The following is a 13,921-nucleotide window of genomic DNA, read 5'->3' on the forward strand; positions in this document are numbered from 1 at the left end:
AAATATGTAAGATGTTAGATGTGGGATGTACGATGCAAAACAAGTACGAGTTACGAAGTACCTGTAATATGTTAGATGTATGATGTGGGATGTACGATGTAAGCAAGTACGAAGGGAGAAGTACGAAGTACCTTTTTTATGTAAGATGTTAGATGTGGGATGTACGACGTAAATGAAGTGTGCTCACCACTCACTATTCACCACTCACCATTCACCATTCACCACTCACGATTTTCCTACCCGGGTCTGAAAAGACGCCCAAAGTACCAGCCGATGAAAGGATTGCGACGCAACGAAGATGCCACAAAGTACAACAGCCGGTATCAAAAAATTTCTGCGAGGCCGCAGGCATTGCTACTTCAGCTTTTCTACCAGCGCAATGTATTCACGCATGGCTTCGTCTTTGGTTTTGCCTTTAACGCCCTGCCAGGCGCTGAACTTTGCTTTGGCTATAAAATCAAACGGGTTGGTGGGCTCATTATCTTCTGTGGCATCGCCCTCGGTAGCCTGCTTGTAAAGGGAGTATAATTGCAGCAGTATTTCATTACTGGGTTTTTGGCTTAGTTGTTTGCTTTCGCCGGCAGCTTTTTCAAAAAGGGCCTTCAGTTCCATCATATCGGTATAGTTTGGTTGCTTATGCAAAAGTCTAAAATTCTTTTTGCAGATAAAACTTATTGCGCTCTTTTAGTTTTTCGTTTTCGTATAACTCAAAACTAAACCATCCCGCATGCAAAAAGTTGGCTTTGTCAAGCACCAGGTCGGGTTCTGTAAGGTGCGGTATGGTAAACAGTTTGTTGCCGGCTTCGTCAAAAAAAACAATGCGGTATTTTTTCTGTGCAGCGTCAGGTATAAATATGCTTATGTAACCCTGCTTGTTGGTAAAAATATAGGGCGATGGTACCCATGCACCCTGCTGCACGTAAGGCTTTACCATTACACTGCTGTCGTTTAAAAAGAAAAGGCTGTCCATGGTTTGGTTAACTATGGAATCTTTAAACCGTACAAACTCATCGTAGGTAAGAACGGCATGCACACTGTTTCTTACATGTACGGTAACGGTTTTGCGTTCGCTGGATATTTGCTGGGTAAGCAGGGTGTCTTCAAAACCCTGCGCTGCTTTTTTAGGCCTGGTAAAGTAATAAGCGCCGCCGCTGAGCACATAGAAAATGCGGTAATACATTTTGCCGAAAACCTTGGTGTCTATAAAACCGTTTTCAGGAAGTTCGGGAGAAGGGGTGGAGAATACCGTCCTGAAGTTTTTGAGGCTGTCAACAGAGCGTTGCACATTCAGTTGAATAAGACTTTCGCCAAATGGGTTTTTCCAATCTACGCGTATGCGGTTTTTACCCAGGTTTCCTACGCCAAAGGCCGGCAGTGGAGCCTGGGCCGGTGGCGCCTCCTGTGCATGAAGGGTGAAGAGGGAAAAAACGATAACCAAAAGCAAAAGCACCTGTCTCAACATCAGTAAAAAATTGTTCGCAAATATAAAGGTATGCCCCGTTATAAAAATGGTAAGGCGCCGGCGGGTAAAGATAAATTTCCCTGCAGGCCGCCGCTGTGCACCATGAGTATTTTAGCGCCTTTGGGTACCTGGTTGGTTGTTACCAGGTGCTCTATGGCATAGAATGTTTTGGATGTGTAAACAATATCCGTTGGTACGTGATAACGGTTCCAAACGTCTGTCATGTACGCCAGCAGTTGGGGAGTATGGCGGGCATAGCCGCCAAAACTGTAATCGTGCAGTATGGTGAAATTATTTTTACCGCTAAGCGCCAGCACTTCGCTATAAAGGGTTGTATTGTTTTTTAATACGCTTATGCCTGTTAATTGCTGGTGCGGTTGCACAGCAAGGCTTAACCCCGCCAACATGGTGCCGGTGCCAACAGCGCAGAAAATGTGCGTGTAACAGCCTGGATTGGCGGCATGTTCTAAAATTTCTGCGGCGCCTTTAGCGCCGGGCGGCCCATAGCCGCCTTCGTTAATAAAATAGCCGCCTGGAAAATCCCTTTTAATAAGTTCTTTGTTCCTGTAAGCTTCGCGGCTTACAAAATGCAGTTGCATACCAAAAAGTTTTGCCTGTTGCAGGGTGTTGGAGTATATCGCGGGTTCTTCACCTCTTATTATGCCGGTGCTGCTTAAATTTTGTTGCATGGCGGCATAGGCGGTAGCTACAATGTGGTTTGACCATGCGCCGCCAAAAGTGGCGATATGTTTGCATTGTTTTTCTACGGCATCCTGCAGGTAATGCTTTAGCTTAAACCATTTGTTGCCGCTTACAACGGCATGTATTTTGTCCAGGCGCAGTACATAAAGCTCAACGCTTTTTTCCTGCAACCATGCCGCTTTTACCGGCTGTGTAACAATGTTATCGGGTTGCAGTTTGCCTGTGTGCATCATGTTAAAATAATATTGGTCTCTTATATTGAATCCTTTAGATTCGCAAAGTTTTAAAAATAAAGAATATGCAGCAACCAACTCTTGTAATACTTGCGGCCGGCATGGCCAGCAGGTACGGAAGTATGAAACAAACACAATCATTTGGCCCTTCCGGCGAAACGATTATGGACTATTCTATTTATGATGCTATTAAAGCCGGGTTTAAAAAAGTTGTGTTCATCATACGTGAAGATTTTGCTGAAAACTTTAAAGCCATATTTGAACCTAAGCTGGCGGGCAAAATTGAAACCGCCTACGTATACCAGCAACTGGATAAATTTGTTGGCGACAGGGTAATACCCACTGAAAGGGTTAAACCCTGGGGAACTGCCCATGCTATCCTTTGCTGCAAGGGAACGGTAAATGAGCCCTTTGCTGTAATAAACGCCGATGATTTTTACGGCGCCGACTCTTTTGTAAAAGCTTACCAGTTTTTAACTACGCATTGCAACCCCACTACATACGCGGTGGTAGGTTACGAACTGGAGAATACATTGAGCGAAAATGGCAGCGTTAGCCGCGGCGTTATTTCCATCAACGATAAAAATGAAATGACCGCCATAGATGAGCGCCTGAAGATTTTTAAAGACGGCAGCCGCATTGTGTACGAAGAAAATAATGTGCTTACCGAACTGCCTTCTGATACCAAAGTGAGCATGAACTTTTTCTGTTTTGATTCCAACTTTATAGACTTGTGCGAAAAGGAATTCGACAGTTTTCTTGACGCTAACATACAGGACCCCAAATCAGAATTCCTGATGCCAAAGATGGCCGATCATTTTATTAAGACAGGCCAGGGCGTTATTGAAATCGTTCCCACCAGTTCTAAGTGGTTTGGCGTAACTTATAAAGAAGATGCGCCGGTTGTGCAGGCTAATATAGATGCGCTTACCGGCTCTGGTGTGTACCCATCTAATTTGTGGGCTTGATTTAATTTTACATGTTGCAGGCAGCCACCGTGGCTGCTTGCAACATTCTGTTAGGCGCTGCCGGTTTATGGTACCAGCGACAATACCCTGTGGCATCTCCGTTGCGTCCCAATCCTTTCATCGTTCTGTTCTCTGGGCGGCTTTTCAGCCCTGGTAGTAATGGCGTTTAGCCAACTGTTTTTTGCCCATACAACAGCAGCATTTTCTGTAAATCTTCCAGTGTGTTTATCTCGTCAGGCTTTTTGTCTTTTCTCCACCTGCTAATACGTGGAAACCTTAATGCCACCCCGCTTTTGTGACGGTTGCTGGCAGCAATGCCTTCAAATGCTATCTCGAAAACAAGTTCTGGTTTTACCGTGCGTACCGGCCCGAATTTTTCCAGCGAGTTTCTTTTTACAAAAGCATCTACCTGGGCAAACTCTTTATCCGTTAAACCGGAATAAGCTTTGGTAAACGATACCAGTTTATCTCCATCCTTTACGGCAAAAGTATAATCAGTGTACAGGTTGCTTCGCCTGCCATGGCCCTTTTGGGCATAAATCATTACAGCGTCAATGGTAAAGGGGTCAACTTTCCATTTCCACCAGTCGCCAACTTTGCGGCCAACCTGGTAAGCCGATGACTTTCTTTTCAGCATCAGCCCCTCTGCATAGTAGTCGCGGGATTGCCTTCTTATTTCAATCAGGTCATCCCACGTACTGTAAAAAATCAAAGGTGAAAGCTGCAATGCTGTATGGCCCGCTTTTGTAACCAGTTCTTCCAGTTGGGCCCTTCGTTCTGTTAGCGGGTTGTTCCGCCAGTCTTCATGGTTGTATTCCAGCAGGTCATAGCAGAAAAAGCAAATCGGGGCTTCCTGCAGTTGCTTTTTGGTAATGTTTTTACGCCCTATCCTTGTTTGCAGTAATGCAAATGGCAAGGGTTGACCGCCAACAGCGGGTATTATTTCGCCATCCAGCGCCACGCCATTGGGCAATAAATCCCGCAGCACTTCGTATTCAGGAAATTTTTCCGTCATCAGTTCTTCGCCGCGGCTCCACACAAACAACTGGTCATTGCGTTTAATAAGCTGGCCGCGTATGCCGTCCCATTTCCATTCCGCCTGCCATTCATGCGGTTCCCCCAAAGTGCTTACGTCATCTTCCAGTTGGTAGGCCAGGTAAAAAGGGTAAGGTTTCGAATAATCCGTTGTAGCTGCATGTTCGCTTAACAGTTCCTCAAAAGAGGTGGTGGCAGGGTTCCAGTTACCGCTAATGCGGTGTGCTATAACAGATGGTTCCAGTTCCACCGATTTCGCCAATGCATTTACCATCATCTTTTGCGATACGCCAATCCTGAAGCCCCCGGTAAGCAACTTGTTAAATACAAACCGTTCTTCCCTGTTCATTTCAAGCCAGTTGTTTACAACAAACAGCTTTCTGTCTGCTTCGTCTGCCTTTTCCAGTCTGCTTACCTGCTCAAGGTACCAGGCAAGGCTCTTACCGCTTCCTTCTAGGGTATCCGTTTCCGGTAACAGCAACGCGATTGTTTCCGCAAGGTCGCCAACGGTGTGATAACATTCCTCAAACATCCATACCGGCTGTTGTATAAGCGCTACACACCACTGTACCAGCAGGGTTGAGCTTACCATTCGTTTTGGCCTTCTGCCGCTGAATAAAGCTATTACCCAAACCCTGTCTTTTGCAGGTGCTGTATTAAAGTATTTGCCCAGCGCATCCAGCTTGTCGTTGGTTTTTGTGCTGGTGCCAAGCGTGGTTACCAGCATGGCAAACGCTTTAAACCCTGTTTGTGGCAGCGCCGTAATGGGTAGTATGTCGTCGTTTTCCTGCATGCTTAGTCAGGCTTCTTCTTTTATTATAGTTTCGTCAGTTTCTTCCTCTCCACCGTACTCTGTTTTTACTTCGGCACTCCATAAACCCTGCTCGTTCAGGTAACGGCTAAAGGCAGATTGAAAGCCATGTGTTACGTACACTTTTTCTGCGCCTGTGGCTTTTACGGCACTTAACAGTCCGTTCCAGTCTGCGTGGTCGCTTAAAACAAAACCCGCGTCCACATTGCGCCTGCGTACGTTACCACGCACCTGCATCCAACCGCTGCAAACACCCACGCTGTAGGGATTAAACCGTTTCATCCACGGAGTGCCATCTGCACTGGGGGGTGCAATCACAATAGCAGACCTTAATTTTTCTTTGGGTGTATCTGGTGTAATGCGTTCAACCGCAGGTAGCTGCAGCCCGGCTGAAAGCAATGCCTGGTGCATGTTGTATATGGCGCCATGCAGGTAAACGGTTTCGTTCAGTGGCGCTATCGCGTTTAATACACGCTGGGCCTTTCCCAGGCTATAGGCTATCAATACACTGGTTTTCTTTTGGGCCTTGTTATACATTATCCACTGGCGTATATCGCTGTAAATAGCTTCCTGTTTTTTCCATGTATAAATGGGTAGCCCAAAAGTTGATTCGGTGATAAAAACATGGCATTTTACAGGTTCAAATGCGCCGCTGATACCATCGTTTTCTGTTTTGTAATCACCACTTACCACCCACACTTCATTGTTATATTCCACCCTAACCTGGCTTGAGCCAATAATATGGCCGGCAGGGTGCAGGGATAGTTTAACGCCGTTGATTGAAATAGGTTCATGCCAACCGCTGCTTTCATAATTATTGTCGCCCAGCCTGGCTTGCAGCAATGGTTTGGTAAGGTGGTGGCATAGGTAATAAGCGCTGCCCGGGCGGGCATGGTCGCTATGGGCATGTGTAATAACAGCCTTGTTTACAGGCTTCCATGGGTCAATATAAAAATCACCCGGTGGGCAATACAATCCACGGTTACTAAACTCAATTAACGCCATACTTATGGTATGAAAAGATTATGCCGGATATGCTTACTGCCGGCCAACTGTATAAAGTTACGCATTGGATTACCAAGGCGAGTAGTGAGTGATAAATGGGGTGAAGGAGGGGCATGTCCATTACGTCACATCCCACATCGTACATCATACATTTTTTTGGGGGTGCCCCCAAGCTGCGCAAGGGGTCGGGCAGAGCTGCGTTCGCAACCTTCGTCAAAGCAACATTTAGTTGCTTTGACGAAGGTTGTGCTGCAAGTCCTCGCCACTCGTACCTCGTGGCTGTGGGCTTTCCGCTTCAATCCCTCACCCGGTGGTGCAGCATGCTGTTTTTTCGTTACCTGGCTGTAGGCGGAGAACACAGTTAAGCAACACCTTAAACTAATATACACTTTGCCATACGCTCCAGACTTTCAATAAAAAAGATGACACCCCATTAAAGGTTGCCATCTTTATCTTATAAAACTATTGGCCTGTTATTGCGTTAGGTAAATCATTTCATCATTATAATCCCCCAATCAGCGACCTATTTAAACACATCTTCAATTACCTGGCCAACACAGCCATTAGGCATTTGTATATGCAGCAGGGCGGCAACGGTAGCTGAAATATCCGTCATGTAGGTTTCTGCATTGGTTTTGCCTTTGCGTATGCCCCAGCCATACCACAACAGCGGGATATGGGCGTCATAAGGATTCCATAATCCATGAGTGGTGCCGGTAGGCCCCCCGTCCATGTAACCTGGCTTTAAAACAAGCTGTATATCACCGCTGCGGCTGGGCAGGTAGCTGTTGGCAAAACGTTCTTTCAGCATCGGGTTCATGGGGGTTGCCATCAGTTCGCTTAACGGGAACGATATGGATACCGCATCAAGCTTGCCGGTATAATCAACTATCCAGCGGGTTATATCTTTTTCATTAAGGTCAGACGAGTTAATGAGCGGGTGGTTCAGATACACCTGGTAGTTATAGATGCCGGTAATGATATTGTCCCTTCCAAACTTTTCCTTTAACACCTGGTTCATGTATTTGGCAAGGCCGCCATCGTCAATAGTGCCTGCGGGCAGTTTGTTTTCTTTCATAAAACCAGGTACATGGGCAACCGCATGGTCTGCGGTAAGGAATACTGTCCATTGTCCTTTGCCTACAGTGGCATCCAGGAAGTCGAAGAACTTGCCGATGGTTTCATCAAGCCTTGCATAATCATCCAGTTGCTCCCAGGAGTTGGGCCCAAAAGTATGGCCAATAGCATCGGGCGAAGAAAAGCTGACTGTAAGAAAATCTGTAGCGCTGCCCTTGCCAAGGTGTTCGCTGGTTACGGCGGTTTTGGCCGCTTCAGCTAACAGTGTGTTGCCATGTGGCGTAGTGAATATTTTGCCATAATCCTGCCCGGTGTATTTGCTAAGGTCGTAAGGCATTGCGGAAGTGGTTGTGCCAAAGGGTTTGCCTTCGTAAGGTTTATCATCATCTGTGCAGTACTGGTCGTAAACTTCCCTGGCCAGCGAGGGTGTCCAGTTAAGCTGGTACAGGGAGTCAACAACTTTCTTGCTGTTAAACTGCTGCATCCATTCAGGCAGCACATTCATGTAGTAAGTGCTGGAGATAAAGTTGCCGGATTTTGTATCGTACCAGAAAGCCGCGTTGGCAGAGTGGCCTGCCGGCAAAATGGCGCCCCGGTCTTTCAGGGAAATACCGATTACCTTGCTCTGGAAGTTGGAAGCAATTCTCAATTCATCCGTAATGGTGGTGGTAAGCATGTTGCGGGGGCTCATGGCGCCGGCAGCCAGGTTACCGCTGCCTACTACCTGGACTGTTGAATCGTCTGCGCAATAAACCTCGGCACGGTGAATATTATCGTACCAACCATTGCCCATGATGCCGTGAATGGATGGAACAGAACCTGTGTATACGCAGGCATGCCCGGCGGCGGTATAAGTAGGTGTATAAGGTATAAAAGTGTTTTCGCAGGAAAAGCCATCGTTCAAAAAACGTTTAAAACCGCCTGTGGGTTTAAATACGTCGTAATAGCGGTAAAGATAATCCCAGCGCATCTGGTCAATTACAATACCTACAACAAGTTTGGGCCTGGTAATGCCGGTTTCAGCGGCCTTTTTAGCAGTGGTTTGGGCATTGGCCCCAATAAAGAGCAGGGAAAACAAAAAAGCAAGACAGTTCTTCATTGTGCGTTGTAAATTAAGGAACAAATGTAGGGGTTGAAGATATGTATTAATCGTTAACAAAAGGTGAATGCACAGGGCGTGGACAAAACCTGTATTCCTTTTACCCTGAATCGGTTATTTTTGCGGAATTTGGCAGGGGGAAGATAGATGGTGAGTTATGGGCTGTGAGCAGTGAGCTTAGCGTATGAAAAGTGAAGGCAATGGTTGTTGTGCCGGGAATTATACCAGGGCTGAAAAGCCGAATAGCGGACAGAACGCAGAAGAGTGCGACGCAAGTAAAGCCTCATACATGTTCCTGATGCCGGGTACATAAAAAACACTTCAACAACAACGTGTGGCCTTTTCACAGGGCCGCCATATAAAACCGGTACCTGGTAACAGGCAACCGGCAACAGTTAAAAAACTATAACTAAAATATGGCTGATATTTTCGAAAGACTTATCCAGAACTATGGCCCTATTGGCCAGCACCGTGAAAGAGCACATGGCTATTTTGCTTTTCCCAAACTGGAAGGCGAAATAGGCAGCCGCATGAAATTTCGGGGAAAAGATGTGGTAGTGTGGAGCCTGAACAATTACCTGGGCCTGGCCAACCACCCCGATATACGTAAAGTTGACGGTGAAGCGAGTGTGCAGTACGGCCTTGCCAGCCCGATGGGCGCAAGGATGATGAGTGGTAATACCAACCATCATGAACAACTGGAAAAAGAGCTGGCCGAGTTTGAACAAAAGGAAGATGCCATACTGCTTAACTACGGCTACCAGGGTATAATGAGCGCCATCGATGCGCTTTGCGGCAGGCACGATGTAATTGTTTACGACGCCGAAAGCCATGCCTGCATTATTGACGGCCTGCGCCTGCACCCCGGCCACCGTTATGTATTTAAGCACAACGATATTGCCGACTTTGACAAACAACTGGAGCGGGCCACCGCTTTAATTGATAAACAGGGCAGGGGTGGCATACTGGTAATTACCGAAGGTGTGTTTGGTATGGCAGGAGACCAGGGTATACTGAAAGAAATTATAGCGTTGAAAAGCAAATACCAGTTTAGGCTGCTGGCAGATGATGCGCATGGTTTTGGTACTCTTGGCGAAACAGGCATGGGCGCCGGAGAAGCACAGGGCTGCCAGGATGGTATTGACCTTTATTTTTCAACCTTTGCCAAATCCATGGCTTCTATAGGTGCTTTTCTTGCCGGCCCTAAAGTGATTATAGACTACATAAGGTACAACATACGCTCACAAATTTTTGCCAAGAGCCTGCCCATGCCAATTGTGCTGGGCAACCTTAAACGTTTGCAAATGCTGCGCACCATGCCGGAACTCAGGGAAAAACTATGGCACAACGCTCTGCGGCTGCAACAAGGCTTAAAAGACAATGGTTTTGACATTGGTAAAACCAACACCATGGTTACCCCGGTTTATATGAAGGGCGGAGTTGAAGAAGCCACGGCTATGGTAATGGACCTGAGGGAAAATTATGGCATATTCTGCTCCATAGTAGTGTACCCGGTAATACCCAGGGGACATATTATTTACAGGCTGATACCTACCGCGGCGCATACAGATGCTGATATTGATGCTACCATTAAAGCCTTTAGCGAGACCAAAGCCAAGCTGGATGCCGGCGCCTACAAGGTAGAGGCAATACCCGATATGGCAGAAGCGTAGCAGGTTGCTGGTAACTCGTTTGTTTTAGTGCCGCTTCGTATAGTTTATTCAGGGCCTTCCTTGCAGGAGGGCCTTTTTGTTGCTGGTAGCTGGCAGCTTTAGGGCGGCAGCAAACTTTATTAACCAACTTTTCATCGCTGTAATCATGTCACCTTTTTACGCGTCAACAAACCGGTAACTCTCACTTGCAAGCAGGAATTAAATAACTTATCTTGTTGTTGAAACAATCTAAAACTACCTTCTATGGGAATCCTTCTGCAAATTGGCGACATCACTGCCGAAACAACTTCGTTTGCTTACAAGATTAAAGACATGGCTATTGAATACGCACCCAAAGTACTGGGGGCTATTGTAGTTTACATTATTGGTTCGTGGCTTATTGGTAAGCTGGCAAAGCTTATGCAAAAAGCCATGATGCGCAGGAATTACGACCCATCGCTGCAAACCTTCCTGTATTCGCTGGTAAAAGCTTTGTTTACCATTTTGTTGCTGCTTACCATATTTGGTATGCTGGGCGTAAACCTTATTGCTTTCAGCGCCCTGCTTGCCGGTATGGGCATAGCTATTGGCGGCGCCCTCAATGGCTCGCTGGGTAATTTTGCCGGCGGTGTAATGATGTTGATTTTTAAGCCATTTAAAGTAGGCGACCTGGTTGAAGCGCAGGGGCAAACGGGCACTGTAAAAGAACTGGGCATTTTTAACACCATATTGCTATCGCCCGATAACAAAACTGTGATACTGCCAAACGGGCCGGTATCTACAGGTACCATTATAAACTATACCGCCAGCGGCAGCCTGCGGGTAGATATTACTATGGCCATTGCACCCGACCAGGACATTGACAACGCCAGGCTTACCGCTATAGATGCCATGCTAAAGCTGCCTAAAGTAATAAAAACACCAGAGCCCGGCGTAACGGTAACCAAGGTTGGCGATGGCATGACAACGCTGGCCATTCGCCCTTATGCCAAACAGGAAGATTACTGGGATGTATTTTTTGGTGCGCAGGAAGTAGTTAAAAAAGCCTGGGATGCAGCCGGCATACAAGGCCCCACACCGCACAGGGTAATCATTACTAAATCATAGGTTAATATGTATTGAAATTGTAAAGCCTGCCGCTTTAAAGTGGCGGGCTTTTTATGTTTGGCAGAGTTGTATTTGTTTAGGTTACCAGGAATGAGTTTACATCGTACATCCCACATCTAACACCTTACATATTACAAGCAGCATTAGCTTTGAGGCATGAAATACTTGAAGAAGATAACGCCGTTTGCGCTGCTGTTCCTGGCTGCAGTAACCGGTTTTATTTATTTAGCTGTATTTACCCATGTTCCCGGAGAAGCGAAGGGAATAATGGGTCTGGGATTATTGATACTGGCGATAGCAGCTTTATGTGTTGATGTGCTGCTGAGATTGATATTTAGAGAAAAAGTGCACTATATATGGATTGGAGAAGCGGCCATCTTCGTTATTTTCGTTTACATACTTATCATTACTTAATTAAGCCTGATGCATATAGAACACATTGCCATTTATTGCGCTGACCTGGAAAAGATGAAAGATTTTTACGTCACTTATTTTGGGGGCAAGGCTGGTGAGAAATACCACAACCCTGTAAAAAAATTCACCTCTTACTTCATCAGCTTTTCCGGTGGCTGCCGTTTAGAGCTGATGCATAAGCCGCACCTGGCAGATAATATGAATGAACTGCTGGATGAATACAGGGGGCTGGTACACTTCGCTATTTCCGTAGGCAGTAAAGAGCAGGTGGATGCACTTACAGAACGTTTAAGGCAGGATGGCTATGCCGTTAAAGGAGAGCCCAGGACTACCGGCGACGGGTATTACGAAAGCGTGGTAGCAGACCCTGAATACAACCGTATTGAAATAACGGAATAGAGATGTTGCCGTATTATTTATAGTTTCAGGATAATCGAAAAAATCAGATAAAATAGTGGTTCAATTTATTATAAAAAGAATGCTTTATGGACTGCTGGTGCTGGCGGGCGTTATTGTGCTGGTATTCCTTTTGTTTATCGGCTTCGGCGATCCTGTGCGGCTGGTTATCGGGCAGACCGGCGACAAAGCCACCATTGAAAACATCAGAAAAGAACTGGCCTTGGATAAACCCAAATGGCAACAATTTTTGCTGTACCTCAAGGATGTATCTCCTGTATCATTTCATAGTAAAGAAGAAATAGCATCCAAACAACTGAAAGGCATTTTCATTGGTGGAGATACAAAATTCGCAATAAAGCTGCCTTACCTGCGCCGCTCTTATCAAACAAAAAAAAATGTATCCGAAGTGTTGATGGAAGCATTGCCCGGTACACTCGTCCTGACATCGGCAGCAATGTTTATTGCTGTGCTTATTGGCATACCGTTGGGTGTACTGGCGGCCGTAAAGCAGCACAGCATTTGGGACACTTCCTCCATATTCGCCAGCGTGCTGGGCATATCGGCCCCATCATTTTTTGTGGGTATCATCATGGCTTATTTGTTTGGATTTGTGGTAAGCGGTTATACAGGCCTGCACATGACGGGCAGCCTTTACGAAGTGGACCCTTTCAATGGCCGCCAGTTGCAACTGCAAAATTTAATATTGCCTGCGCTTACACTGGGCATAAGGCCATTGGCCATTATAACACAGCTAACCCGCAGCGCCATGCTGGATGTGCTTGACCAGGATTATATACGCACCGCTTATGCCAAAGGCTTAACTGCTAAAAGAATAATATGGAAGCATGCGCTGCGCAATGCCCTTAACCCGGTTATAACCGCCGTTACAGGCTGGTTTGCAGAGCTGCTGGCAGGGGCTTTTTTTGTAGAATATATTTTTGGGTGGAAAGGTATTGGCAAAGTGACAGTAGATGCTTTGGAAAAATTAGACTTTCCTGTGGTAATGGGTAGCGTGTTGTTAACAGCTTTGTTTTTTGTATTTGTAAATCTCTTGGCAGATGTATTGTACAGGGTGGTTGATCCCCGTGTTAAACCGGCATAAACAGCTACATAATTTTATTGTTAAAATGATATAATCAAAGTGCTTTTGTTTAATTGTATCATAAGTTTCGTAACTTAACTATACACATTAAAATTAATTCCTATGCGCACCGTAAAGCATATCCTTGACAACAAGGGTCCCCACTTTAATTACATTGATGCTGACGCGACTGTGCTGGAATCACTCTCCTTAATGCAATGCAATAACCTCAGCTATGTTATTGTAATGGAAAACGGAAATTATGCCGGCATCCTCTCTGAAAGGGATTATGCCCGTAAAGTGATTCTTCAGAACAGGAACTCCACATCAACCAGGGTAAAAGAAATCATGACCAACGATTTACCGGTTCTTGATGCATCCACTACCGTTGAAAAAGCCATGATTATGATGAATGGCTGTAAGAGCAGGTACCTGCCTGTGTTTCAGGATTTTGATTTTATTGGCGTAATAACTATTCACGATCTTATGCGTGAAGCGATGAGAGACAAAGACCTTAAAAATGTTGCAGACGGCGTAATTACTCAAACAGATACTTCTGGCGAATACATGCACTACTGGATTTAGCGTATAACGACTTCCGTAATTACTCTTTCACCCATAGCCTCGTTAACTCTCTCAATAATCTTATTCTTCTGGTACAACAGTTCCTGTTTTAACGGGCCTGCAGCGGTTTGTATAAAAAGTGTTTGGTTAACAATCTGTATTTTATCTGTGTACTTGGCAATGGTTTTGCCCATCAGTTCTTCCCACACGGTTTCTATTTGTACAGCACGCACGCCATTCTTTATCGAAGTGCTTTTATTCAAAAATGTTTTTATCGCGTCGCCAATATGCAGTTGAGCCATATTGTAAAAG

At 45.7% G+C, this 13,921-nt stretch carries 14 protein-coding genes; 7 read left to right on the top strand and 7 right to left on the bottom strand.

What is annotated here, in order from left to right:
- Positions 1-354: 354 nt before the first annotated feature.
- The 3 genes from F0364_RS12000 to F0364_RS12010 are packed head-to-tail and all read right to left on the bottom strand — an operon-like array spanning position 355 to position 2,397.
- A complete protein-coding gene (locus F0364_RS12000; protein WP_153798031.1) occupies positions 355-615 on the bottom strand; it encodes an acyl-CoA-binding protein in 261 nt (86 codons plus the stop codon).
- 31 nt (positions 616-646) lie between these two features.
- Entirely contained in the window at positions 647-1,462 is an 816-nt protein-coding gene (locus F0364_RS12005) for a hypothetical protein (RefSeq protein WP_153798032.1), read from the bottom strand.
- A 38-nt stretch (positions 1,463-1,500) separates the two neighbouring features.
- Positions 1,501-2,397, bottom strand: a complete 897-nt coding sequence (locus F0364_RS12010) for a 1-aminocyclopropane-1-carboxylate deaminase/D-cysteine desulfhydrase (protein WP_207632636.1) — start codon at positions 2,395-2,397, stop codon at positions 1,501-1,503.
- 65 nt (positions 2,398-2,462) lie between these two features.
- Here F0364_RS12010 and F0364_RS12015 point away from each other — a divergent pair, with 65 nt between their 5' ends.
- Positions 2,463-3,365, top strand: a complete 903-nt coding sequence (locus F0364_RS12015) for a sugar phosphate nucleotidyltransferase (protein ID WP_153798034.1) — start codon at positions 2,463-2,465, stop codon at positions 3,363-3,365.
- Between the two features lie 166 nt (positions 3,366-3,531).
- On the opposite strand, the gene F0364_RS12020 is transcribed toward F0364_RS12015, so the two are convergent.
- The 3 genes from F0364_RS12020 to pafA form a co-directional block, all read right to left on the bottom strand.
- Positions 3,532-5,193: an ATP-dependent DNA ligase gene (locus tag F0364_RS12020; RefSeq protein ID WP_153798035.1), complete on the bottom strand. Its 1,662-nt coding sequence runs from the start codon at positions 5,191-5,193 to the stop codon at positions 3,532-3,534.
- A gap of 6 nt (positions 5,194-5,199) precedes the next feature.
- On the bottom strand, positions 5,200-6,216 hold the full coding sequence (locus tag F0364_RS12025; protein ID WP_153798036.1) for a ligase-associated DNA damage response exonuclease: 1,017 nt from the start codon (positions 6,214-6,216) through the stop codon (positions 5,200-5,202).
- 523 nt (positions 6,217-6,739) lie between these two features.
- Positions 6,740-8,392 (bottom strand): alkaline phosphatase PafA, encoded by a 1,653-nt coding sequence (gene pafA / locus F0364_RS12030; protein WP_153798037.1) that lies wholly within the window; start codon positions 8,390-8,392, stop codon positions 6,740-6,742.
- 416 nt (positions 8,393-8,808) lie between these two features.
- Here pafA and F0364_RS12035 point away from each other — a divergent pair, with 416 nt between their 5' ends.
- From F0364_RS12035 to F0364_RS12060, 6 genes are all read left to right on the top strand, one after another.
- Positions 8,809-10,065 carry an aminotransferase class I/II-fold pyridoxal phosphate-dependent enzyme gene (locus F0364_RS12035; protein WP_153798038.1) on the top strand — a complete coding sequence of 419 codons (1,257 nt, stop codon included), beginning with the start codon at positions 8,809-8,811 and terminating at the stop codon, positions 10,063-10,065.
- 243 nt (positions 10,066-10,308) lie between these two features.
- Entirely contained in the window at positions 10,309-11,151 is an 843-nt protein-coding gene (locus F0364_RS12040; RefSeq protein WP_207632637.1) for a mechanosensitive ion channel family protein, read from the top strand.
- Between the two features lie 156 nt (positions 11,152-11,307).
- Positions 11,308-11,565: a hypothetical protein gene (locus tag F0364_RS12045; RefSeq protein WP_153798039.1), complete on the top strand. Its 258-nt coding sequence runs from the start codon at positions 11,308-11,310 to the stop codon at positions 11,563-11,565.
- A 9-nt stretch (positions 11,566-11,574) separates the two neighbouring features.
- Positions 11,575-11,964, top strand: coding sequence for a VOC family protein (locus tag F0364_RS12050; RefSeq protein ID WP_153798040.1), 390 nt, complete (start codon positions 11,575-11,577; stop codon positions 11,962-11,964).
- Positions 11,965-12,019: 55 nt separating this feature from the next.
- Positions 12,020-13,066, top strand: coding sequence for an ABC transporter permease (locus F0364_RS12055; protein WP_153798041.1), 1,047 nt, complete (start codon positions 12,020-12,022; stop codon positions 13,064-13,066).
- A 102-nt stretch (positions 13,067-13,168) separates the two neighbouring features.
- Positions 13,169-13,630 carry a CBS domain-containing protein gene (locus F0364_RS12060; RefSeq protein WP_153798042.1) on the top strand — a complete coding sequence of 154 codons (462 nt, stop codon included), beginning with the start codon at positions 13,169-13,171 and terminating at the stop codon, positions 13,628-13,630.
- On the opposite strand, the gene F0364_RS12065 is transcribed toward F0364_RS12060, so the two are convergent.
- Entirely contained in the window at positions 13,627-13,911 is a 285-nt protein-coding gene (locus tag F0364_RS12065; RefSeq protein ID WP_153798043.1) for a DciA family protein, read from the bottom strand. The two genes, F0364_RS12060 and F0364_RS12065, sit on opposite strands and share 4 nt — an antisense overlap.
- Positions 13,912-13,921 lie beyond the last annotated feature (10 nt).

The organism is Foetidibacter luteolus, assembly GCF_009650435.1.
Taxonomy (GTDB): Bacteria; Bacteroidota; Bacteroidia; order Chitinophagales; family Chitinophagaceae; genus Foetidibacter; species Foetidibacter luteolus.

Coding starts and splice junctions, on each gene's coding strand:
- F0364_RS12000 (WP_153798031.1), bottom strand. CDS start 615: ATGATGGAACTGAAGGCCCTTTTTGAAAAAGCTGCCGGCGAAAGCAAA.
- F0364_RS12005 (WP_153798032.1), bottom strand. CDS start 1,462: ATGTTGAGACAGGTGCTTTTGCTTTTGGTTATCGTTTTTTCCCTCTTC.
- F0364_RS12010 (WP_207632636.1), bottom strand. CDS start 2,397: ATGATGCACACAGGCAAACTGCAACCCGATAACATTGTTACACAGCCG.
- F0364_RS12015 (WP_153798034.1), top strand. CDS start 2,463: ATGCAGCAACCAACTCTTGTAATACTTGCGGCCGGCATGGCCAGCAGG.
- F0364_RS12020 (WP_153798035.1), bottom strand. CDS start 5,193: ATGCAGGAAAACGACGACATACTACCCATTACGGCGCTGCCACAAACA.
- F0364_RS12025 (WP_153798036.1), bottom strand. CDS start 6,216: ATGGCGTTAATTGAGTTTAGTAACCGTGGATTGTATTGCCCACCGGGT.
- pafA (WP_153798037.1), bottom strand. CDS start 8,392: ATGAAGAACTGTCTTGCTTTTTTGTTTTCCCTGCTCTTTATTGGGGCC.
- F0364_RS12035 (WP_153798038.1), top strand. CDS start 8,809: ATGGCTGATATTTTCGAAAGACTTATCCAGAACTATGGCCCTATTGGC.
- F0364_RS12040 (WP_207632637.1), top strand. CDS start 10,309: ATGGGAATCCTTCTGCAAATTGGCGACATCACTGCCGAAACAACTTCG.
- F0364_RS12045 (WP_153798039.1), top strand. CDS start 11,308: ATGAAATACTTGAAGAAGATAACGCCGTTTGCGCTGCTGTTCCTGGCT.
- F0364_RS12050 (WP_153798040.1), top strand. CDS start 11,575: ATGCATATAGAACACATTGCCATTTATTGCGCTGACCTGGAAAAGATG.
- F0364_RS12060 (WP_153798042.1), top strand. CDS start 13,169: ATGCGCACCGTAAAGCATATCCTTGACAACAAGGGTCCCCACTTTAAT.
- F0364_RS12065 (WP_153798043.1), bottom strand. CDS start 13,911: ATGGCTCAACTGCATATTGGCGACGCGATAAAAACATTTTTGAATAAA.